Here is a 24071-nt window from a genome sequence, read left to right as displayed (position 1 = left end):
CGCATAAACCCGCCAAACGCGGCATACTTGCCCCAAACAACTCATACTTCTCCGAAACGGCGCATAACTCCGCAAATCGCCGCATAACTCCGCAAATCGCCGCATAATGCCACGAAACGCAGCATAATCCCACAACTCCCCGCATATATCAGCAAATCGCAAAACCGTCCAAAAAGTATAGCAAAATAAAAAAATCCGTTGACTGAATGCTCATTCATATCATAGACTAGGAAGTAGAACATCGACATAGTATTTAAAATCTACTACACTATTCATAATCGTAGCAATTAGGGAAGGAGCGAAATGACAATGAATGCATTATTAGTCGCCAACTGGGTGTTGTTCTTAGCTGTCGTGGCGTATGGATTGGCATTATTCACGTATTTAATTAGGACGCGTGTAGAGTTTGTGAAATTGGGGAGAAAAGAAGAGTTTGATAACAATGTTTCGCGCCGCTTACAAGAAGTTTGGGTGAATGTGTTTGGGCAGAAAAAGTTATTGAAGGATAAGAAAAGTGGAATCATTCACGTCATGTTCTTCTATGGCTTCTTGCTCGTCCAACTTGGGGCAATCGACCTCATCTGGAAAGGATTGAAGCCGGAGTCACATTTACCATTAGGGCCGCTCTATGGTGCGTTCACATTCTTCCAGGAAATCGTCGTTTTCATGATTCTCATCGCAGTCGTATGGGCGTTCCATCGCCGATACGTCGAAAAACTGGTCCGCTTGAAACGAGGATGGAAATCGGGGCTTGTGTTGATTTTCATCGGTTTACTCATGGTGTCAACCCTTGTATCGAACGGGATGAACATGATCTGGCATGGGCATGAAACGACTTGGACCGAGCCAATGGCGTCTGCAATTGCAAGCGTTTTCAGCTTCATGTCGCCGACCGCTGCGGCAGTCGTCTTCTTCATCGCATGGTGGGTGCATCTACTCACGTTACTAACGTTCCTCGTCTACGTGCCGCAATCAAAACATGCGCACTTAATCGCTGGGCCGATCAATACGTACATGATGCGCTTTGATCGTAGGGGAAAACTTTCACCAATCGACTTTGAAGCATTAGAGGAAGTCGAAGATGAAGATGAAATGCCAGCACTCGGTGTCGGCAAAATTACGGATTTCACGCAAAAGCAAATGATTGACTTCTATGCGTGCGTGGAATGTGGTCGTTGTACAAATATGTGTCCAGCAACCGGGACAGGTAAAATGTTGTCACCAATGGACTTAATTACAAAACTTCGTGATAACTTGACGAATACGGGTGCTCTTGTGACAAAGAAACAGCCATGGGTACCAACGTTTGCGTTCAAGAACACGAAAGGGAACCAAATTGCACTAGCTGCTGGACTTGAAGGGGCGACGATGGATGATATCTACAATCCGTCACTCATCGGCGATGTCATTACGGAAGAGGAGATTTGGGCGTGTACGACGTGCCGAAACTGTGAAGATCAGTGCCCGGTTATGAATGAACACGTCGATAAAATCATCGACCTACGCCGCTACCTTGTCATGACAGAAGGAAAAATGGATGCGGATGCGCAACGTGCGATGACGAACATCGAGCGTCAAGGAAATCCGTGGGGGCTGAACCGAAAAGAGAAGGAAAACTGGCGTGACGCTAGTCCGGAACTGCACATTCCGACAGTGAAGGAATTGAAAAAAGCAGACGAAGCGTTCGAGTACCTATTCTGGGTCGGTTCCATGGGAGCTTTCGATAACCGTTCGCAAAAAATCGCTCTTTCATTCGCACGACTTATGAATGAAGCGGGCATCAAGTTCGCGATTCTTGGCAATAAAGAAAAGAACTCCGGCGACACGCCACGTCGTTTAGGGAACGAATTCCTCTTCCAAGAACTTGCGACGACGAATATTGCGGAATTTGAAAAAGCAGGAGTCACAAAGATTGTCACGATTGACCCGCATGCATACAATATTTTCAAAAATGAATACCCGGATTTCGGCTTCAAAGCGGAAGTTCTGCATCATACCGAAATGTTGTTTGACCTTGTATCACAAGGCAAATTGAACCCGGTCCATGAAATTAATGAAACGATCACGTTCCACGATTCGTGCTATTTGGGCCGATACAATGACGTCTACGATGCACCAAGGGAAATTCTGAAAGCCATTCCAGGCGTCAATCTTGTCGAGATGAAACGGAATCGCCAAGACGGCATGTGTTGCGGAGCAGGTGGCGGGCTCATGTGGATGGAAGAAGACACAGGCCATCGCGTCAACGTTGCACGTACCGAACAAGCGATGGAAGTCAGCCCGGGCATCATTTCATCCGGTTGTCCGTACTGCTTAACAATGCTTTCTGACGGTACAAAAGCGATTGAAGTGGAAGAGAAAGTCGGCACGTATGATATCGCCGAACTGTTAGAACGCTCCATCTTCGGTGAAGACCGCCAAGTACCAGTGGAAGAGGCTGAAGAAGCAGCATCGAAATAACTGAAACAATCACCTATCATTGCACGATTCGCTGAACAGCGATATAATTAAGAAAATTAAGGAGTTTGCAAGATTGCGAGTTTCTTGTGAACGAGTATTTTCTATACAGGACAAATTCATTTAAAAGTGCATAGACAAAGTCTTAACCGGGCTTTGCCTATGCGTTCCAGGGAGTCAGTGCACTCCCTTTTCTTTCAATGTGTTACCGAGCGAGCGTTCAGTCGCTCGGCAAGCACATAAATGTAAACGTTATCATGGAGAATGGGAGGAATTAGCATGAATCGAACAGTCATAGTGGACGGAGCACGTACGCCGTTTGGCAAACTTGGTGGGGTTTTATCGACTAAATCGGCAAGTGATCTTGGGGGCATTGCCATAAAAGAAGCGCTCCAACGGGCAGGTGTGGATGCGAATGAAGTGGACGAAGTCATTGTCGGAACGGTTCTTCAAGCAGGACAGGGACAAATTCCGTCCAGGCAAGCGGCGACAAAAGCAGGGCTTCCTTGGTCAGTGAAAACGGAAACGGTTAACAAAGTATGTGCGTCGGGCATGCGTTCCGTCACACTCGCTGACCAGCTCATCCGACTTGGTGACGAAGAAGTGATCGTTGCGGGGGGCATGGAATCCATGTCGAATGCACCGTACTATTTGTCGAAAGGTCGCTTCGGATTGAAGATGGGCGATACACAATTAGTGGACGGCATGATCTATGACGGCCTTTCTTGTTCATTTTCACCTGACCGTGTCCATATGGGAACGTACGGCAACGCAACAGCTGACAAATTTTCATTAACACGTGAACAGCAAGACGAGTGGGCATTGCGCAGCCATGAACGGGCACTCGCTGCAATGGATGAAGGGAAATTCAATGACGAAATCATCACAGTCGAAATCCCCCAACGGAAAGGGGACGCGCTCATCGTCGAAACGGACGAAGCCCCTCGACGGGATACATCGCTCGAATCACTTGCGAAATTGCGCCCAGCATTTGGGAAAGACGGCACCATTACAGCAGGCAATGCGCCAGGGGTCAATGACGGGGCGTGTGCATTGGTGCTCATGAATGAAGAGCGGGCCGCTAAAGAAGGAAAGACACCACTAGCAACGATTATCGGTCATGCCGAAGTCGCAGTCGAGCCGGAAAACTTCCCGCAGACGCCAGGACTCGTCATTACGGAATTATTGAAAAAGACAGGGAAGTCGATAGAAGACATTGACCTGTTTGAAATAAACGAAGCGTTCGCAGCAGTCGCTCTCGCAAGTTCGCAAATCGCAGGGCTGGATCCAGAGAAAGTGAACGTCAACGGTGGTGCAATTGCACTTGGTCACCCGATTGGTGCAAGTGGTGCGCGCATCATTTTGACACTTGCTTATGAACTGAAACGTCGCGGCGGCGGACTCGGAATCGCTTCAATCTGTTCAGGCGGGGGCCAAGGCGACGCGGTCATGATTGAAGTGAAATAAAGAAAAGAAGACGGAGGGAATGGTCTCATGAATATACAAAAAGTAATGGTCATTGGTGCAGGGCAAATGGGTGGCGGCATTGCGCAAGTGTGTGCGCAAGCTGGATTTGACGTAAAACTGAATGACATTAAAGAGGAATCTTATGCAAAAGGGCTTGCCGTCATAACGAAAAACCTTGCGCGCAACGTCGACAAAGGACGGATGACGGAAGACGACAAAACAGCAGTGCTCAACAGAATTACGAAGTCACTCGATTTAGCAGACGCAGCGGACGTTGACATTGTCATCGAAGCGGCTGTCGAAAATATGGACGTGAAAAAATCAATCTTTGCAAAACTTGACGGCATCGCGCCGAAGCATGCAATCCTTGCGACGAACACCTCGTCTTTGCCAATTACGGAAATTGCAGCCGCCACAAAACGTCCGGAACAAGTCATCGGCATGCATTACATGAATCCGGTGCCGGTCATGAAGCTTGTCGAAATTATCCGAGGGCTTGCAACATCGGACGAAGTGTATGAGGCAGTCGAAGCGATGACGCACAAGCTTTCAAAAACACCAGTCGAAGTGAACGACTATCCAGGATTCGTCGCAAACCGCGTCCTCATGCCGATGATCAATGAAGCGGTATACACCTTGTACGAAGGCGTCGCAACGAAAGAAGCAATCGACGAAGTGATGAAACTTGGCATGAACCATCCGATGGGGCCGTTGCAACTTGCAGATTTCATCGGACTCGACACATGTCTCTACATTATGGAAACGTTGCACGAAGGATTCGGCGACTCGAAATACCGCCCATGCCCGTTGCTTCGGAAGTACGTCAATGCAGGGTGGCTCGGCAAAAAATCCGGTAGAGGTTTCTACACGTACGAATGATTTAAGGTAGGTAGAAGGTCATGAAATGGCGATAACTTTCGCTATCTGATTGATAACTCTTGCTATCCGATTGATAACTTCGCCTATCCGATTGATAAAAACGTTTATCCAATCGATAACAACATGTACATGATCGATAACTACGCCACTTTACGCTACACATAGTTTTAGCTAGAAATTTCCTCAGTGGGGAATCAGGAGGGATTTACAGTTTAGAAGGTCACCACATCAAGCAAAGGGGTTAATCATATGGATTTACAGTTCACCGAAGAACAACAGATGATGCGCACGATGGTAAAGGATTTCGCCAAGGCGGAAATCGAGCCATTCATTCCACGGATGGAAGCGGGAGAATTTCCACGCGACCTCTTGAAGAAGATGGGGGAACTCGGGCTAATGGGGATTACCGTCCCCGAAAAATACGGTGGCTCCAACATGGATTTCACGTCGTATATCATCGCCATTCACGAGCTGTCGAAAGTGAGCGCAGTTATGGGGGTCATCCTTTCTGTCCACACTTCCGTCGGCACGAATCCAATTATGTATTTTGGGAATGAAGAGCAGAAAGCCAAATACCTTCCGAAAATGGCGACCGGCGAGTACATCGGCGCCTTCTGCCTGACCGAAGCATCCTCAGGTTCTGATGCAGGGTCATTAAAAACAAAAGCGGTCAACAAAGGCGATCATTATGTCCTCAACGGCTCCAAAATGTTCATTACAAACGGTGGGGAAGCAGACGTGTACATCGTCTTCGCATCGACCGACCCTTCGCAAGGCACATACGGCATTACAGCGTTCATCGTCGATAAAGACACACCTGGACTCATTATTGGAAAAGATGAGGAAAAGATGGGTCTTCACGGATCGCGAACGGTGCAGTTGACGTTCGAAGACATGAAAGTGCCCGCAAACAACCGCCTCGGTGAAGAAGGCGAAGGGTTTAAAATTGCGATGGCGAATCTGGACGTCGGCCGCATCGGAATTGCAGCTCAATCACTCGGCATTGCGGAAGCCGCACTGGAAGCGGCGACTGAGTATGCAAAAGAGCGCGTCCAATTTGGTAAACCGATTGCAGTCAACCAAGGTGTCGGTTTCAAATTAGCCGATATGGCAACTGCGACAGAGGCGGCCAAATTGCTTGTTTACCGGGCGGCACAACTTCGAGCAGAAGGGAAGCCGTGTGGCAAAGAAGCGTCCATGGCAAAACTGTTTGCGTCCCAAGCGGCGATGGATAACGCGATTGAAGCTGTTCAAGTATTCGGAGGCTACGGCTATACGGAAGACTACCCGGTTGAACGCTATTTCCGAGACGCGAAAGTGACGCAAATTTACGAAGGTACAAGTGAAATCCAACGCATCGTGATTAGCAAACAGTTGATGCAATAAGTCTACATACCCCAAGGAGGAAATGACATGAATTTTAACCTTTCTGAAGAACATGAAATGATTCGTAAAATGGTGCGCGATTTTGCGGTAAAAGAAGTCGCGCCTACCGCGGCGGAACGGGATGAAGAGGAACGTTTTGATAGGGAGATTTTCGAGAAGATGGCGGAGCTTGGGTTGACAGGTATTCCTTGGCCGGAAGAGTACGGCGGAATCGGTAGTGATTATTTGGCGTATGTCATTGCAGTCGAAGAATTGTCAAGGGTTTGCGCATCGACAGGGGTTACGTTATCCGCACATACGTCCCTCGCTGGCTGGCCGGTATTTAAATATGGGACGGAAGAACAGAAGCAGAAATACCTCCGTCCAATGGCGGAAGGAACGAAAATCGGTGCTTACGGTCTGACGGAACCAGGTTCAGGGTCTGATGCGGGTGGTATGCGGACAACAGCAAAACTCGATGGCGATGCATATGTGCTTAACGGCTCCAAGATTTTCATTACAAACGGCGGAATTGCAGACATTTACATCGTGTTCGCAGTCACAGATCCGGATTCCAAGCATAAAGGAACGAGTGCGTTCATCGTCGAAAAGGATTTCCCAGGATTCTCGGTCGGTAAAAAAGAAAAGAAACTCGGCATCCGTTCTTCACCGACAACGGAAATCATGTTTGACAATTGCCGTGTTCCGAAAGAAAATCTGTTAGGGGCAGAAGGCGAAGGTTTCATTATCGCAATGAAAACGTTGGATGGTGGACGTAATGGCATCGCAGCACAAGCTGTTGGAATCGCGCAAGGTGCACTCGACGCAGCGACGGACTATGCGAAAGAGCGTGAGCAATTCGGCAAACCGATTGCGGCCAATCAAGGCATCGGTTTTAAGCTGGCGGACATGGCGACAGCGACAGAAGCTTCTCGTCTGTTGACGTACCAAGCGGCGTGGCTCGAGTCGAACAACTTACCGTATGGAAAAGCGTCTGCAATGGCGAAGTTGATGGCCGGTGATACAGCGATGAATGTGACGACAGAAGCCGTGCAAGTGTATGGCGGCTACGGCTACACGAAAGACTATCCGGTCGAGCGTTTCATGCGCGATGCGAAAATTACGCAAATCTATGAAGGTACACAAGAAATCCAACGACTCGTCATCTCCCGTATGCTAACAAAATAATCGGGGGTGCAACATGCAGTTCAAACGCGAAGTCCAATCATCCGTCAAAGATGAGAACTTAATTGAAAAAAGACGTGAACAAATTATTGATGGTGCGGTGAAGCTCTTCAAGGAAAAAGGGTTTCATCGTGCAACGACGAGAGAAATTGCGAAAGCGGCAGGATTCAGCATTGGCACACTCTATGAATATATCCGGACGAAAGAGGATGTTCTCTATCTTGTTTGTGACAGTATTTACAATGAAGTGCAAAGCCGCTTATCGACGTCGATGGACCAAGAAGGCAATGTCGAAGGGTTACGCAGTGCGATCGACACGTATTTCCATCTGATCGACGACATGTCCGACGAATTTGTCGTCATGTACCAAGAGTCGAAGTCATTGCCAAAAGACGCCTTGCAATATGTGCTGAAAAAAGAGATGGAAATGGTGTCGCTCTTTAAACGGCTCATCCATGCATGCGTGAAGTCAGGGGAACTGCGCATTACGGAAGACGCGGTCGACATCGCGGCGCACCATGTCGTCATCCAAGGGCAAATGTGGGCGTTTAGAAGATGGGCGATCCAAAGTCAGTATTCGATCGATGCGTTCATCACGCTTCAAACAGACCAATTATTGAATGGGATTGTGAAAAGTTCGTAAGTTGTCGTTCTTTAAACAGAAGGGGTGAGTGATAAATGGCTACAATTGAAATTTATAAACCGAAGCATCACGTTCGATTCGTCACAGCATCCAGCTTGTTCGACGGACACGATGCGTCCATTAACATCATGCGCCGTATTTTACAATCGACCGGCGCAGAAGTGATTCACTTAGGGCATAACCGCTCCGTTGAGGAAGTCGTCAATGCCGCGATCCAAGAAGACGTCCAAGGGATTGCGATTTCTTCCTACCAAGGCGGACACGTCGAATACTTCAAATACATGTACGACTTGTTACAAGAAAGAGGGGCGCCGCACATTCGCATTTACGGCGGTGGTGGCGGTGTCATCTTACCAAAGGAAATCAAAGAACTGCATGATTATGGAATCGCCTGGATTTTCTCACCGGAAGACGGACGTAAACTAGGGCTTCAAGGGATGATCAACCGCATGGTAGAGGAATGTGATTACCTTACAGAAGCGGAAGATGAAATGGCAAACTTGGAGAAGGTGAGCACCGAATGTCCGGAAGTGCTTGCCAACTTGATCACCTATGCAGAAGAAAAGCATAACGAAGACGATCCACAAGCGAAGGCGCTCATTGAGCAAGCGAGAAAGATGACCAAAAACACACCCGTTCTGGGAATTACCGGCACGGGGGGCGCAGGGAAAAGTTCCCTTACGGATGAGTTAATCCGCCGTTTCCTCCGGGAGTTGCCTGACAAAAAAGTCGCGATACTATCCATTGATCCGACGAAGCAAAAGACGGGCGGAGCGTTACTTGGCGACCGGATCCGGATGAACGCCATTTTTAACGAGCGTGTGTTCATGCGGAGTCTTGCGACAAGAGGATCACGGTCCGAACTGTCGGGTGCGATTAAAGACGTACTAGACGTCGTGAAAACGGCTGGGTTTGACTTGATTATCGTCGAAACGAGTGGGATCGGGCAAGGGGATGCAGAAATTACGGAAGTGTCCGATGTATCCATGTACGTCATGACGAGCGAGTTCGGTGCACCGACACAACTTGAGAAAATTGACATGATCGACTTTGCAGACTTGATCGTCATTAATAAATTTGAACGAAAAGGTTCTGAAGATGCCCGAAGCCAAGTGCAAAAACAGTACCAGCGCAGCCATCTATTGTTCGATCAAGACTTGGATAAAATGCCTGTCTACGGGACAATTGCGAGCCAATTCAACGACAAAGGAACGAACTCCTTATTCGCTGCGCTCGTTGCCAAGTTGAATGAAAAATGTGGGCTAGACTGGGAAACGTCCTATACGGATTTTGTAAAAACACAAAAACAGAACGTCATCATTCCAAATGACCGGACACATTACTTACGTGAAATCGCGAGTACAATCCGCGATTACCATAAGAAATCGACACAACAAGTAGAACTTGCCCGTCGTTTATTCCAACTGGAAGGTGCAATGGAAGCGGTTCAGGAAAAAGGGATGGACGATGCACTGATTGCATCACTTCAATCACTGGCTGATGGTGTGCGTGATGAACTGTCTGCCGAATCGAAGCGGATTCTGAATAACTGGGCCACGTTAAAAGAGTCGTATGCGGGCGATGAGTTCGTCACGAAAATCCGTGACAAAGAAATTCGGACGCTGCTAACGACGACAAGTTTATCCGGTTTGAAAATCCCGAAAGTGTCATTGCCGAATTTCAAGGATTACGGCGAAATCTTACGCTGGGTGTATAAAGAAAACGTGCCAGGTTCGTTCCCGTACACAGCGGGTGTATTCCCGTTCAAGCGGGTAGGGGAAGATCCAAAGCGCCAATTTGCGGGGGAAGGTACGCCTGAACGGACGAATCGACGTTTCCATTATTTATCGAAAGATGATGATGCAAAACGGTTATCGACTGCGTTTGACTCCGTGACGTTGTACGGGGAAGACCCGGATGAACGCCCGGATATTTACGGGAAAGTCGGGGAATCAGGCGTTAGTATTTGTACACTTGACGATATGAAAAAGCTATACGACGGCTTTGACTTATGCGCACCGTCGACATCGGTTTCGATGACGATCAATGGACCGGCACCGATCATTTTGGCGATGTTCATGAACACCGCTGTTGACCAGCAAGTGAAGTTGAAAGAGGAAGAACTCGGTCGTGTCCTCACAGTTGAAGAATTTACCGAAGTGCGTGATGCAACGTTACAAGTTGTTCGTGGCACCGTGCAAGCGGATATTCTTAAAGAAGACCAAGGACAGAATACGTGCATCTTCTCAACGGAATTTGCGCTTCGGATGATGGGCGATATCCAGCAATATTTCATCGACAAAAAAGTGCGGAACTATTATTCGGTTTCTATTTCGGGGTACCATATTGCAGAAGCAGGTGCCAATCCGATTTCACAGCTCGCGTTCACACTTGCAAACGGCTTCACGTATGTTGAATATTATTTGAGCCGTGGGATGAACATCGATGACTTTGCACCGAATCTGTCCTTCTTCTTCTCGAATGGACTTGATCCGGAATATACGGTCATCGGACGTGTTGCACGCCGTATTTGGGCGGTTGCAATGCGGGAGAAATACGGTGCGAACGAGCGGAGTCAGAAATTGAAGTACCACGTCCAAACGTCCGGACGCAGCTTGCACGCGCAAGAAATCGACTTCAATGACATCCGCACGACGCTGCAAGCACTCATGGCGTTGCAAGACAACTGTAATTCGCTCCATACGAATGCCTATGACGAAGCGATTACGACACCGACGGAAGAATCGGTACGTCGTGCAATGGCGATTCAGATGATCATTACGAAAGAACACGGCTTATCGAAGAATGAAAATCCGATTCAAGGTTCATTCATCATCGAAGAACTGACGGACCTCGTCGAAGAATCCGTCCTACAGGAATTCGATAAATTGAATGACCGTGGCGGCGTATTGGGTTCAATGGAAACGCAATACCAACGGGGCAAAATCCAAGAGGAATCAATGCATTATGAAATGAAGAAGCATTCGGGTGAACTGCCGATTATCGGTGTGAACACGTACTTGAACCCGAACCCGCCTTCAGAAGAAGACATTGACAATATGGAAATTGCACGTGCGACACAAGAAGAGAAAGAAACGCAAATTACGAATTTACGCGCTTTCCAATCCAAACATAGCGACGCTTCGGCGGAAGCCCTTCGGAAATTGCAAGAAGTGGCGGTTACGGGTGGTAACATTTTTGCAGAATTGATGGAAACAGTTAAAGTGGCAAGTCTCGGCCAAATCACTCATGCGCTTTACGAAGTGGGCGGCCAATACCGTAGAAATATGTAAAATCAGAGAAACGCTCTTCATCTTACAAGAGAGCGTTTTTCTCATGCCTGCTCGTTTTTGAATAAACGGGAAAGGACATGTTTTATCAAGGGCGGATAGGGTACGAGAACAATTAACGCGCTTGCTTCGTTGAGATTGTCTGAACACGAACTGGCCGCAAAAAAAATCAAGGGACTTTAGCGTGTTGCGAGTGGATTTTAATGGTTGGTCAAACGTATAATGGACATAATGATGAAAAAGGGGTGGGGAGATGAAGCTGTATCACCATATACTAATTATTGCAGTGCTTCTCGCCCTCGTGTTTTTCCTGTATGGCGCAGGTTTAGGGGCAATTCCCTTCATGCTAGCATCCGTTTACCTTGGGTATCTGAGCATCAAAGAATTTCAACGTGTCAAGAAGAGTAAAAGATGGTAGCATAATAGGCACTTCATTGTATATAATGATAAGTATGCTTTTGTTCAGAGAAAGGATGTGCGTATGATGAAACTTAATGAATTGACGAAGGAAGAACTCCTTGAAGAATCAATGATTGACATCGCTTATGCCATATTAACAGACAGACATGAAGCTTTGACGCTCGAGCAATTACTAGCTGAAATTCGCGAGCTGACAGGCATGACAGAACAACAAATACAGGACAAGCTTCTGCAATTTTACACAGATATGAATATCGATGGAAGATTCCTTGCGATTCATGACAACCGTTGGGGACTACGTGAATGGTACCCGGTTGACCAGATCGAGGAAGAAACGGCTCCTGTCGTTAAAGTTCGTAAGAAGAAAAAGAAAAAGGCTTACGATGACGATGACGAAGAGGAAGACGAAGAAGAAGAACTCCTTGATGAAGATGAGTTGTTCGACGAAGAATTTGACGAACTTGATGACGATGAGGATGAAGAAGACGACGAGGAAGAAGACATCCTTGAAATCGACGAAGACCTTGTCGAAGATGATGAAGACGGGCTTGAAATCGTACCTGACGACGAACTGGATATAGATGATGAAGACGAAGATGAGGAAGATGAAGAAGAGGAAGAAGACATTCTTTAACATTTCCACTTGACTTCGAGCGTCCAAGGATTTAAGATACTGTTTGGGCTCCTTGAAAAAGGACACATGAATCCGTGTATAAGCGCTCCTCTTGTAGATAGACTACAGTGGAGCGCTTTTTTTGATTTTCATTTACATGATCGACCCCTAACAAAAAGGAGGAGCTACACATGACAAAATATATCTTTGTAACAGGCGGAGTTGTTTCATCTTTAGGGAAAGGCATCAATGCCGCATCACTCGGCAGACTATTAAAAAGTAGAGGCCTCCAAGTAACGAACCAAAAGTTTGACCCGTACATCAACCTTGATCCACGTATGATGAGTCCTTACCAACATGGTGAAGTATTCGTGACGGAAGACGGTGCTGAAACAGACCTCGATATCGGTCACTACGAGCGATTCATCGACATTAAATGTAACAAATACTCCAACGTCACGATGGGGAAAGTATATTCCTCCGTGTTAAGAAAAGAGCGCCGCGGCGACTATAAAGGGGCAACTGTTCAAGTTATCCCACACATTACGAATGAAATCAAAAGCCTCATCAAACGTGCGGGCCAAGAAACAAATGCAGATGTCGTCATTACGGAAATCGGCGGTAGTGTTGGTGATATCGAATCCCTACCGTACCTCGAAGCAATCCGTCAAATGAAAACAGACCTTGGCAGAAATGATGTCATGTACATCCACAATACGCTCATCCCATACCTTCATGCTGCAGGGGAAATGAAAACAAAACCGACACAGCATAGTGTGAAAGAATTACGTAGCCTTGGCATTCAACCGAACATGATCGTCGTTCGAAGCGAATATCCAGTTCCGCAAGAAATGAAAGACAAAATTGCATTGTTCTGTAACATCAAGCCGGAAGAAGTCATTGAAGCGCTTGACGTAGAAACATTATACGAAGTACCGATTCGCTTGCATGCACAAAACATGGACAAGATTGTAGTGGATTTCCTAGGTCTTGAAACAAAAGAAGCAGACTTGACGGAAATCCAGGAACTTGTTAACCGTGTAAGCCACTTAACACGCAAAGTAAAAATTGCGCTTGTTGGGAAATACGTAGAATTACAAGATGCTTACATCTCTGCAGTCGAAGCGTTCCGCCATGCAGGGTATGAATTTGATACGGATATCGAATTCGATTGGATTAATTCAGAAGAAGTGACGAGTGAAAACGTAGAAGCAACATTAAAAGATGCAGACGGAATCTTCGTTCCAGGCGGATTTGGCGATCGCGGAATCGAAGGGAAAATGGAAGCAGTGCGTTATGCGCGTACAAACAACATTCCATTCTTCGGAATCGGTCTTGGTATGCAACTAGCAGCTGTGGAATTCGCACGCAACGTCCTTGGCATTCAAGACGCACACTCTGTTGAATTCGACAGCGAAACGGAAAACCAAATCATTGAAAACAATCATGATTTCGAAACGCATGCCGGCGTTGATCAACCAAGTGGCGATATGCGCCTAGGTGCTCACCCATGTAAATTGGTAGAAGGCACGAAAGCACAAGCAGCTTATAACGATGAACTTGTGTACGAGCGTCACCGCCACCGTTTCGAATTTAATAACATTTTCCGTGAGCGTTTCGAGAGCGCGGGCATGGTCGTAGCAGGCGAAAGCCCAGATGGACACCTTGTGGAAATCATCGAATTGAACGATCACTCATTCTTCATGGGCACGCAATTCCAACCACAATTCTCGTCACGCCCAACGCGCCCACAACCGCTAATCCGCGAATTCATTCGCGCATCACTCGAAGCACAAAAAGCGTAAAACAGAAACGGCACCGCCCAACAAATGTGAGGGCGGTGCCGTTTTTTCTTACATCAATCTTGTTTTTTCATCAAGTCTTTTATCTGCAAAAATGCAGTAAAACTAGGATATATAAGTATAACTCAATCCAAAGGAACATCCATCATCTGAACACAAGAGATTCCTTCAGCATATTATTGCAAGATAACAAAACCGTTAATGTGTCAAAGGCATCCAGCGCGACAAGCGCATTCCCTTACAAAATCTTTCCCGCGGATCACAATGCCGCAAAAGTCACCCGTTCGCCGCATAACTCCTCCGAACGCCGCATAACTCCTCGAAACGCGGCAAACATCTTCCGAACACGGCATAACTCCTCTAAACGCGGCAAACTTCCTCCGAACACGGCAAAACTTCTCGAAACGCGGCAAACTTCCTCCGAACGCGGCATAACTCCTCGAAACGCGGCAAACATCTTCCGAACGCGGCATAACTTTACGAAACGCCGCATAAATCACGCGAACACCGCATAACTCCTCCGAACGCCGCATTAACCAACTCAATCCTCTTCAAAAATCATCTCATCATACGCCATCTTCACCGCTTCATACAAAAACAAAGCAACGAGCAAATGGGGCTGGACGATTCTTGATCCATCATCCGCTGGCAAGATGCCTTTCACTAATCCAGTAGCCATATACGTATACGCCAACTCCGCTAATTCATTCCCTTCAACTGCCTTTTCACCCGCAACAACAGCGAATGGAATGAATTGGTCAGCGAGCTCTCTAGCCAATTGCAGTGCACGTTCATCCGAAGCGGATCGCGCGAATAACCAAATCCGGTCTGCAGATTGAATGTCCATTCCTTGTTCATATGGAATTGCCCCTTTAAATGGCTCTGCACCATAAGTGGCATTCAATGCGACGCCATGCATTTCATCAAAACCTGCAAAAATGACTCGACCTTGTCCAATTGTTGCCTGCGCCAATAACCGTGCAGTTTCTTCAATGGCTTCTTCATTATTAGAACCAGCCCGTTGTAGAAGTCCGCCGGTTTGTGTCGTCAATATTTTCATCTGTCCAATCACCTCGTCATTCATTATAATTTTTATCGAAAATAAAACCAAATTAGACGGTGTAAACTAAAATCTTGGAAGTTATCTTACAATAACGAGAGAAAAAAGAAGGATATCCGCGATTTATGTATAATTAAATATATATAAGGGATATATCATTACAAAGGGGTGGGGCCAATTGAAGACCTTGCTAATTGTAGACGACCAAACCGGAATACGTCTTCTATTGAACGAAGTATTCACGAAAGAAGGGTTTGCAACGAGGTTGGCCGCGAATGGTGCCGAAGCAATGCAATCGGTAGCAGAAGTACAACCGGATTGTGTTTTGTTGGATATGAAAATGCCGGGCATCGATGGGGTAGAAGTGCTAAAACGTATAAAAAAAGACTGGCCGGAGATTCCTGTAATCATGATGACGGCATATGGTGAAATCGATTTAACGAAAGACGCAATGGAACATGGAGCCATCAGGTACTTTACGAAACCGTTCAACATTTATGAAGTGCGCGATGCAGTCCTCGAAACAATTAACAAAACAACTCGTTAGCATGAAAATGTGAATATGCTTGACGGACAGCCAGACAGTAGTAAATACTGTCTGTTTTTGTTATGATAAAAGAGGTAAATAACATAGTGATAAATCAATTCATCTCAACAATCCAGAGGAGGATTTTTTCATGGCACTTGTTTCAATGAAAGAAATGATGATTAAAGGTAAGCAAGAAGGATATGCAATCGGGCAATTTAACTTAAATAACTTAGAATATACGCAAGCGATTTTACAAGCTGCGCAAGAAGAAAATTCACCTGTCATCCTTGGTGTCTCTGAAGGTGCAGGTCGTTATATGGGCGGTTTCACAACTGTCGTCAATATGGTAAAAGGACTCATGCACGATTATAACATTACCGTGCCGGTAGCCATTCACCTTGACCACGGATCAAGTTTTGAAAAATGTAAAGAAGCGATTGACGCAGGATTCACGTCTGTCATGATTGATGCTTCATCCAAACCACTTGCAGAAAACATTGAAATTACGAAAAAAGTTGTGGAATATGCACATGCAAAAGGAGTTTCTGTAGAAGCGGAATTAGGCGTTGTCGGTGGACAAGAAGACGATGTTGTCGCAGAAGGCGTCATTTACGCAGATCCTGCAGAGTGTAAAGAACTTGTCGACAACACAGGCATTGATTGCTTAGCACCTGCACTTGGATCCGTTCATGGCCCTTACAAAGGCGAGCCGAACTTAGGGTTTGAAGAGATGGAAATCATCTCTAGTCAGTCTGACCTTCCACTCGTTCTTCACGGCGGAACAGGGATTCCAACGAAAGATATCCAACGTTCCATCTCATTAGGAACAGCAAAAATTAACGTCAACACAGAAAATCAAATCGAAGGAACGAAAGCGGTTCGTGAAACATTGAACGCAGATCCGAACGTATACGATCCACGCAAGTATTTGACACCAATGCGCGAAGCAATTAAAAAGACAGTCATTGGCAAAATGCGTGAATTTGGTAGCTCAGGTAAAGCATAATCGCTTTTTCGAACAGAAACGTTGTCCGAAAAGAGGAGAGGCATCGAATCATCGGTGCATTCTCCTTCTTTCCATTCATGAAGGAGGAAGTTGAAAATGAAATTTTTTATTGATACAGCAAACTTTGAGGAAATTAAAGAAGCACATAGTTGGGGAATTCTATCAGGTGTTACAACGAACCCATCTTTAGTGGCGAAAGAGAATATTTCATTCCACGACAGACTACGTGAAATTACAGCACTCGTACCCGGTTCTGTCAGTGCAGAAGTTATTGCGTTAGACGCAGAAGGTATGATTAAAGAAGGTCGCGAGCTTGCAAAAATTGCTCCAAATATTACTGTGAAATTACCGATGACACCGGAAGGTTTAAAAGCGTGTTCAGTTTTCGCGCAAGAGGGCATTAAAACGAACGTTACACTCATTTTCAGTGCGAACCAAGCATTGCTTGCTGCACGCGCTGGCGCAACGTACGTCTCTCCATTCCTCGGCAGATTAGATGATATCGGTCAAGAAGGTATCCAACTAATTAGCACGATTGCGGACATCTTCACAATCCATGACATCGATACACAAATTATCGCAGCGTCCATCCGTAGCCCGCAACATATTACAGATTCAGCATTAGCCGGAGCGCACATTGCAACAACTCCTTTCAACGTGCTCAAGCAATTGTTCAATCACCCGTTGACAGACAAAGGTATCCAACAATTCCTCGCAGACTGGGAAGCAAGAAAGAACAAGTGATTCATTAAAGGAGACTGACATGGACGTTTATAAAATTAAAGGCGGTAACCCTTTACAAGGAACTATCAAAGTGAGCGGTGCAAAAAATAGCGCCGTCGCTTTAATCCCGGCATCCATCTTGGCAGATTCTCCCGTAACAATTGATGGACTTCCTGAAATCTCGGACGTCTTCACCCTTCAAGCACTCCTTGAAGACATTGGCGGTAAAGTGGATTTCCAAAATGGGAACATGACGATCGACCCAACTGAAATGATTGCGATGCCACTTCCTAACGGTAAAGTGAAAAAGCTGAGAGCATCGTATTATTTAATGGGTGCAATGTTAGGCCGTTTCAAGCATGCGGCAATCGGGTTACCAGGTGGATGCCATTTAGGTCCTCGTCCGATTGACCAACATATTAAAGGGTTTGAAGCGTTAGGGGCAAAAGTGACAAACGAGCACGGTGCCATTTATTTACGTGCCGACGAACTTCGCGGAGCTAAAATCTATTTGGATGTCGTTAGTGTAGGCGCGACAATCAATATTATGCTTGCAGCTGTACTTGCCAAAGGACGTACCATTATCGAGAATGCGGCAAAAGAACCTGAAATCATTGATGTGGCAACGCTTTTAACGAATATGGGCGCAAACATTAAAGGCGCAGGGACGAATGTTATCCGAATCGAAGGCGTGGAGAAGCTTAACGGTACAAAACATACGATTATACCGGACCGTATCGAAGCAGGAACGTTCATGATCATGGCAGCTGCTGCGGGTGACGGCATTACAATCGATAATGTCATTCCATTCCACGTTGAAGCATTGACCGCAAAACTTCGTGAAATGGGTGTTACTGTTGAAGAGCGCGAAGAACAGATCTTCATTCCGAAGGCGAATAAATTACAGGCAGTCGATGTGAAAACGCTTGTCTATCCAGGGTTTCCGACCGATCTTCAGCAACCATTCTCCGTTTTACTGACACAGGCAGAAGGTTCTTCCGTCATTTCCGACACCATCTATTCAGCCCGTTTTAAACAAATCGACGAATTACGTAGAATGAATGCCGACGGGAAAGTGGAAGGCCAATCGGTGTTATTGAGCGGACCAACCCCATTGGAAGGGGCAACCGTCCGTGCTTCCGATTTACGAGCAGGCGCAGCACTTGTCATCGCAGGGTTGATTGCTAAAGGGGAAACGGAAATTCAGGAAATCGTACACATCGAACGAGGCTATAGTTCGATTATCGAAAAGCTTCGTGGCATTGGAGCGGATATTCGCAAAGAAACCGTCGCCGAAAACGCAGTTATAACGGAATAAAGAACATGTCGAGTTTTTCGTGTGAATGAACAGCGGCAAACTTGGCGAATTGACAAAAAACGGCACGTTCACAATATGCTATACTGAACAATGACAAATTATTTAGCTTGTAGTTGTAAAGCGTATAACGGGAGGAACAATCATAATGGAACGCAGTTTATCGATGGAATTGGTACGTGTAACAGAAGCAGCAGCTATCTCGGCATCACGCTGGATGGGACGCGGTTTGAAAAACGAAGCGGATGACGCCGCGACGACAGCGATGCGTACTGTGTTTGATACGATTCCGATGCAAGGAGTCGTCGTTATTGGTGAAGGCGAAATGGATGAAGCACCGATGCTATATATCGGTGAAGAATTAGGGACAGGACATGGTCCGGCAGTTGACGTTGCAGTCGATCCGCTTGAAGGAACGAACATCGTTGCTTCAGGTGGCTGGAATGCACTCGCAGTTATCGCGATTGCGGACAAAGGCAACTTGCTCAACGCACCAGACATGTACATGGACAAAATCGCAGTAGGTCCTGAAGCGGTAGGAAAGATCAGCATCGACGCTTCTGTAACCGAAAATCTGCATGCCGTAGCCAAAGCGAAAAACAAATCGATTGATGAAGTTGTGGCAACTGTCCTCAACCGTGAACGTCATGGAAAAATTATTGAAGAAATACGAGCAGCAGGCGCACGCATCAAGCTCATCAATGATGGAGACGTTGCAGCTGCAATTAACACAGCATTCGACAATACGGGCGTAGATATCCTCTTCGGCCTCGGCGGTGCTCCTGAAGGCGTTATCGCAGCGGTTGGACTCAAATGCCTAGGCGGCGAAATCCAAGGACGTCTCGTTCCATCAAACGATGAAGAACGTGCACGATGCGAAAAAATGGGCATCAACGTCAATAAAATCCTATACATGGACGACCTCGTCAAAGGCGACGACGCCATCTTCGCTGCAACCGGCGTAACCGACGGAGAACTCCTCCGCGGCGTCCAACTAAAAGGCGGCTACAGCGAAACCCACTCACTCGTCATGCGCTCCAAATCCGGCACCATCCGATTCGTAGAAGGCCGCCACAGCCTCAAGAAAAAACCGAACCTGGTAATGGAAGACTAAAACAAAAGCGAAGGGCGCTTGCTCAGACCCGACAAGCGCTGGCCGACTAAGTGCGCCACGTCCTGTGGCAACGTCGGCACTAGTACATCGTGTACGTCGGAGGGCTTGAACGAAAGGCGCACTTTGCCTTTTGCTTCAAGACCGAAGCGACTCGAGGGTCTAGCGCCCGCAGCTGGATGCTAACAAAAGCGGATGGCGCTTGCTCAGACGCAATGATCCAACATAATAAAGGAGGGCATTCCAAACGAATGCCCTCTCAAAAAATAACTACTTATATTCTTCCCGAAATGATAATATAGTAACGAAACGTATGAAATCTTACAAACAACGAAACACTATACACAAAACAATACTAGCTTGCCTCATCGTCCGGTAATCCCCGGGCACACTTCTAGTGAGCTTCACCTACCCGATACTCGATAAGACCTCAAAAAACTAAATTTACTAAAGAGTGGTGCATAACGGAATATGTCGATATTAACAATCGCCAGTTTGGAAAATATGACTCTTAAAGAGTTATACGAGCTAGCAAAGGAATACAAGATTACGTATTACAGTAAACTTACGAAAAAAGAACTCATTTTTGCCATCTTAAAATCAAGAGCAGAACAAGAAGGTTTCTTTTTCATGGAAGGGATTTTAGAAATCATCCAGTCGGAAGGGTATGGCTTTTTACGCCCCATCAACTACTCACCGAGTTCAGAGGATATTTATATTTCTGCATCGCAAATTAGACGTTTTGACTTGCGTAACGGGGACAAAGTAACTGGAAAAGTGCGCCCGCCGAAAGAAAACGAACGGTATTATGGGTTATTGCAAGTGGAAGCGGTCAATGGAGAAAATCCCGAAGTTGCCCGTGAACGCGTTCACTTCCCGGCGTTGACACCACTTTATCCAGAGCGGCACATCAATTTGGAAACGATTCCTTCAAAACTATCTACGCGGATCATGGACCTTGTTTCGCCTGTAGGTTTCGGACAACGTGGCTTGATTGTGGCACCTCCAAAAGCGGGGAAAACAATGCTGTTGAAAGAAATTGCGAACGCGATCACAACAAACCATCCCGAAGCTGAACTGATCGTTCTCCTGATCGATGAACGACCGGAAGAGGTGACGGACATTGAACGGTCTGTAAAGGCGGACGTTGTGAGTTCGACTTTTGATGAAGTGCCAGAAAACCACGTGAAAGTTGCGGAACTCGTTTTGGAGCGAGCGATGCGCCTCGTTGAACATAAACGGGATGTCGTCATTCTTATGGACTCGATTACGCGTCTTGCGCGTGCGTACAACTTGGTCATTCCTCCAAGTGGTCGGACACTTTCAGGGGGAATTGACCCTGCGGCGTTTCATCGTCCAAAGAGATTTTTCGGGGCTGCACGTAACCTTGAAGAAGGCGGCAGTTTGACGATTTTGGCAACGGCGTTGATCGATACGGGTTCACGAATGGATGAAGTCATTTATGAGGAATTCAAAGGAACGGGTAATATGGAGTTGCATCTAGATCGGAGCCTGGCAGAGCGTCGTATCTTCCCGGCACTCGACATCCGTCGTTCGGGCACACGTAAAGAAGAGTTGTTAATTCCTTCAAGTCAGCTTGAAAAACTGTGGGCGATCCGTAAAACGTTCTCAGATGCATCCGATTTTGCAGAACGTTTCTTGAAAAAGTTACGCCAATCGAAGTCGAATGAGGAGTTCTTCGATAAGTTGAATGAAGAAATGAAAGCGCATCGGAACGGCAAAGGTTTGTTGTAAAGTAGGCAAACATGCTTTTCTGAATAAAAGAGGAAACAGTTGCGTCGTCCCAGCAGATTTGCTATACTATTTGAGTAAGGTTTCAATAAATTTGCTGCATATACGGTTGACATATACGGACCGTGTAAGGCATCAGTCTTATGCAAGACCTTTAAAACATACTCTGTTCCAGATGGTTCAGGGCGAGAGGAGAGAGACCGATGAGAGCAGGAATTCATCCAAATTACAAACTTGCAACTGTCACTTGTTCATGTGGTAACACATTCGAAACAGGCTCTGTTAAAGAGGACATTCGCGTAGAAGTTTGTTCAGAATGCCACCCATTCTACACTGGACGCCAAAAATTCGCTGCAGCGGACGGACGTATCGACCGCTTCAACAAGAAATATGGCTTCAAAGAAGAAGGCCAAGAATAAGATTGATTCAACCCGCTGGTATCATGCCAGCGGGTTTTTATGTGAGAAAAAAACTGTATAATACTGAGTTGCTTTTGATGTGTCAAAGGCATTTGGCGCGATGGGGATGGATAAGTTCCAATAAGCGATCACCGCGGTTGCTGCATACTGTTTTAGGCGGTTAAACGGCGGAAAAATTTCCTGAACGGAGCATAATCCGTTGGAACGCAGCAAAACTCAGTCAAACGCCGCATAACTGGCTGGAACGCAGCATAACTTCCTCAAACACCGCATAACTGGATAGAACGCCGCATAACTTCGTCAAACGCCGCATAACGCTACTGAACTCCACAAAAGGCTTCTTTACATAACCAATCAAAAGTGGTACTATTCCTAAAACTACATGCATTGAAGAGAAGAGTAGATAATCGTTTTTCTTTACAGAGAGCTCCGTTAGCTGAAAAGGAGTAAGGAAACGTTATTGAAACAAGCCTCTGAGCAGCATGCCGAAACCGTGTGTAAGGGGATGGCGTGACAGGAGCTCCTGTTATAGAGCTAGGGTATTTATGTAAACGTACCTGATAAGGTTAATATGGTGACATATTAATAAACTGGGGTGGCACCGCGATTGGTTAATCTCGCCTCCAAGATCAATTCTTGGAGGTGGGATTTTTTTATTGGTCAATAATGAGAGGGGTTGTGAAAATGAAGGAAGCATTCGTACCAAAATCATGGCGGTATCCTGCAATCTTTTTGTGCAGCATAGGAGTTTCAAGTGTTGGCAGTTGGATCTATTTCATCGCACTCAATCTAATTGTCTTGGACCTGACAAAATCAGCACTCGCTGTTTCAGGACTCTATATCATTCGTGCAGTCTCCACGGTATTCACGAATAGCTGGGCGGGCAGTCTTATTGATCGAGTAAACAAAAAATACTTGATGATGATACTGAATTTCATGCAAGCATTATTCATCGCGGTACTTCCACTATTCCCGTCGATACCAATCATTTATTTACTCGTATTTATAATTACAATTGGTAGTTCCATGTATCAACCGACATCTATGGCATACTTGACGAAACTCCTACCGATTGACCAAAGAAAAAGGTTCAACGCACTGCGAAGTTTACTGGATTCTGGCGCATTTTTGACGGGCCCAGCAATCGCAGGTATGCTGTTTACAATTGGAACACCCAATCTTGCAATTTATTGTAATGCTTTAGCGCTGTTGATGTCAGCAATCATTACATTCGCCATGCCGACTGTCGACATACGTGAAGAACCAGCCCGACTAGCAAAAACACGATCTGTAACAGTATTGAAAACCGACTGGCAACTCGTTGCAAAGTTCAGTAGAGCCAACGCCTACATTATGCTTATCTATTTCTTGTTCAGTCTCACAATTGTGCTCATGACAGCGACGGACTCCTTAGAAGCTGCATTCGCTACACAAATCCTGTTGCTGACGGAAGGAGAATACGGCGTGTTAGTAAGTATTGCAGGTGCAGGGGTAGTCGTCGGCTCATTGCTGAATACAGCCGTTGTTGAGAAATTACGTACCTCTTGGCTAATCGGAATGGGTTCTATTGTAACGGCTACAGGGTATATCGTATTTACACTATCGAACGGATTTGTCCTTGCTGCAATTGGTTGTTTCGTCCTATCATTTGCGACGGCGTTTGCCAATACGGGTTTTTATACGTTTTACCAAAATAACATTCCGGTAAAGATAATGGGGCGGATTGGAAGTATTTATGGGCTAGTGGAAGCATTTCTCATTATCGTAGCAACCGCAATATTTGGACTTGCTACTGAGTTGATGTCCATTCGATTTGTTGTTGTTTCAGGGGCATTATGTATGGGAGTTGTCGCTTGTGTGTTATTTGTTTGTAATGTACTACCAGCAAAAGTACATTATTATTTAGCAGGTGGAGAGCGTGTTTACGAACAAGTAGAAAAATAGATGGGGTGGGAGTCAAATGGAGAAAATACAAAAGGTATTGGATGAATATTTCGCTGCATGGAATGAAGGATTTATCAGCAAAAACGGAGAG

At 46.1% G+C, this 24071-nt stretch carries 18 protein-coding genes and 1 other annotated feature; of the genes, 17 read left to right on the top strand and 1 reads right to left on the bottom strand.

Features of this window, described 5'->3' with window-relative positions; genetic code table 11:
* Positions 1–309: 309 nt before the first annotated feature.
* The 9 genes from NRI27_RS11715 to NRI27_RS11675 all read left to right on the top strand — a co-directional run bounded on the left by NRI27_RS11715 (position 310) and on the right by NRI27_RS11675 (position 14124).
* Positions 310–2460 (top strand): (Fe-S)-binding protein, encoded by a 2151-nt coding sequence (locus tag NRI27_RS11715; RefSeq protein ID WP_371390833.1) that lies wholly within the window; start codon positions 310–312, stop codon positions 2458–2460.
* 276 nt (positions 2461–2736) lie between these two features.
* The gene (locus NRI27_RS11710) at positions 2737–3924 is read left to right on the top strand and encodes an acetyl-CoA C-acetyltransferase (RefSeq protein ID WP_371390832.1); all 1188 of its coding nucleotides are present in this window, start codon (positions 2737–2739) and stop codon (positions 3922–3924) included.
* Positions 3925–3951: 27 nt separating this feature from the next.
* A complete protein-coding gene (locus tag NRI27_RS11705) occupies positions 3952–4803 on the top strand; it encodes a 3-hydroxybutyryl-CoA dehydrogenase (RefSeq protein ID WP_371390831.1) in 852 nt (283 codons plus the stop codon).
* A 249-nt stretch (positions 4804–5052) separates the two neighbouring features.
* Positions 5053–6189, top strand: a complete 1137-nt coding sequence (locus NRI27_RS11700; RefSeq protein WP_371390829.1) for an acyl-CoA dehydrogenase — start codon at positions 5053–5055, stop codon at positions 6187–6189.
* A gap of 27 nt (positions 6190–6216) precedes the next feature.
* Complete coding sequence (locus NRI27_RS11695; protein ID WP_371390828.1) at positions 6217–7356, top strand: acyl-CoA dehydrogenase; 1140 nt, start codon at positions 6217–6219, stop codon at positions 7354–7356.
* 13 nt (positions 7357–7369) lie between these two features.
* Complete coding sequence (locus tag NRI27_RS11690; protein WP_371390827.1) at positions 7370–7996, top strand: TetR/AcrR family transcriptional regulator; 627 nt, start codon at positions 7370–7372, stop codon at positions 7994–7996.
* Between the two features lie 35 nt (positions 7997–8031).
* Positions 8032–11289 carry a fused isobutyryl-CoA mutase/GTPase IcmF gene (gene icmF / locus NRI27_RS11685; RefSeq protein ID WP_371390825.1) on the top strand — a complete coding sequence of 1086 codons (3258 nt, stop codon included), beginning with the start codon at positions 8032–8034 and terminating at the stop codon, positions 11287–11289.
* Positions 11290–11770: 481 nt separating this feature from the next.
* Positions 11771–12340, top strand: a complete 570-nt coding sequence (rpoE, locus tag NRI27_RS11680) for a DNA-directed RNA polymerase subunit delta (RefSeq protein WP_371390824.1) — start codon at positions 11771–11773, stop codon at positions 12338–12340.
* A gap of 170 nt (positions 12341–12510) precedes the next feature.
* Positions 12511–14124 carry a CTP synthase gene (locus NRI27_RS11675; RefSeq protein ID WP_371390823.1) on the top strand — a complete coding sequence of 538 codons (1614 nt, stop codon included), beginning with the start codon at positions 12511–12513 and terminating at the stop codon, positions 14122–14124.
* Positions 14125–14662: 538 nt separating this feature from the next.
* Here NRI27_RS11675 and NRI27_RS11670 read toward each other — a convergent pair.
* A complete protein-coding gene (locus NRI27_RS11670) occupies positions 14663–15181 on the bottom strand; it encodes a DUF2529 family protein (protein WP_371390822.1) in 519 nt (172 codons plus the stop codon).
* Positions 15182–15359: 178 nt separating this feature from the next.
* On the opposite strand from NRI27_RS11670, the gene NRI27_RS11665 reads away from it, so the two are divergent.
* The 8 genes from NRI27_RS11665 (at position 15360) to NRI27_RS11630 (ending at position 23980) form a co-directional block, all read left to right on the top strand.
* Positions 15360–15728, top strand: coding sequence for a response regulator (locus NRI27_RS11665; protein WP_317944534.1), 369 nt, complete (start codon positions 15360–15362; stop codon positions 15726–15728).
* Between the two features lie 130 nt (positions 15729–15858).
* Positions 15859–16716 carry a class II fructose-bisphosphate aldolase gene (locus tag NRI27_RS11660; protein ID WP_371390821.1) on the top strand — a complete coding sequence of 286 codons (858 nt, stop codon included), beginning with the start codon at positions 15859–15861 and terminating at the stop codon, positions 16714–16716.
* A gap of 96 nt (positions 16717–16812) precedes the next feature.
* A complete protein-coding gene (gene fsa / locus NRI27_RS11655) occupies positions 16813–17460 on the top strand; it encodes a fructose-6-phosphate aldolase (RefSeq protein WP_317944530.1) in 648 nt (215 codons plus the stop codon).
* Between the two features lie 19 nt (positions 17461–17479).
* Positions 17480–18757: a UDP-N-acetylglucosamine 1-carboxyvinyltransferase gene (locus tag NRI27_RS11650; protein WP_371390820.1), complete on the top strand. Its 1278-nt coding sequence runs from the start codon at positions 17480–17482 to the stop codon at positions 18755–18757.
* 145 nt (positions 18758–18902) lie between these two features.
* Complete coding sequence (gene glpX, locus NRI27_RS11645; protein WP_371390819.1) at positions 18903–19868, top strand: class II fructose-bisphosphatase; 966 nt, start codon at positions 18903–18905, stop codon at positions 19866–19868.
* A gap of 468 nt (positions 19869–20336) precedes the next feature.
* Complete coding sequence (gene rho, locus NRI27_RS11640; RefSeq protein WP_371390818.1) at positions 20337–21620, top strand: transcription termination factor Rho; 1284 nt, start codon at positions 20337–20339, stop codon at positions 21618–21620.
* 200 nt (positions 21621–21820) lie between these two features.
* Positions 21821–22036 (top strand): 50S ribosomal protein L31, encoded by a 216-nt coding sequence (rpmE, locus tag NRI27_RS11635; protein ID WP_317944522.1) that lies wholly within the window; start codon positions 21821–21823, stop codon positions 22034–22036.
* A 378-nt stretch (positions 22037–22414) separates the two neighbouring features.
* Positions 22415–22664: a binding site (T-box leader), on the top strand.
* Positions 22665–22720: 56 nt separating this feature from the next.
* A complete protein-coding gene (locus NRI27_RS11630; RefSeq protein WP_371390817.1) occupies positions 22721–23980 on the top strand; it encodes an MFS transporter in 1260 nt (419 codons plus the stop codon).
* Positions 23981–24071 lie beyond the last annotated feature (91 nt).

It is taken from the genome of Sporosarcina sp. OR05 (assembly GCF_041414805.1).
GTDB classification, from domain to species: domain Bacteria; phylum Bacillota; class Bacilli; order Bacillales_A; family Planococcaceae; genus Sporosarcina; species Sporosarcina saromensis.
Note: the sequence above shows the minus strand (reverse complement) of the source record. Positions and strands in the feature narration are given on the sequence as shown.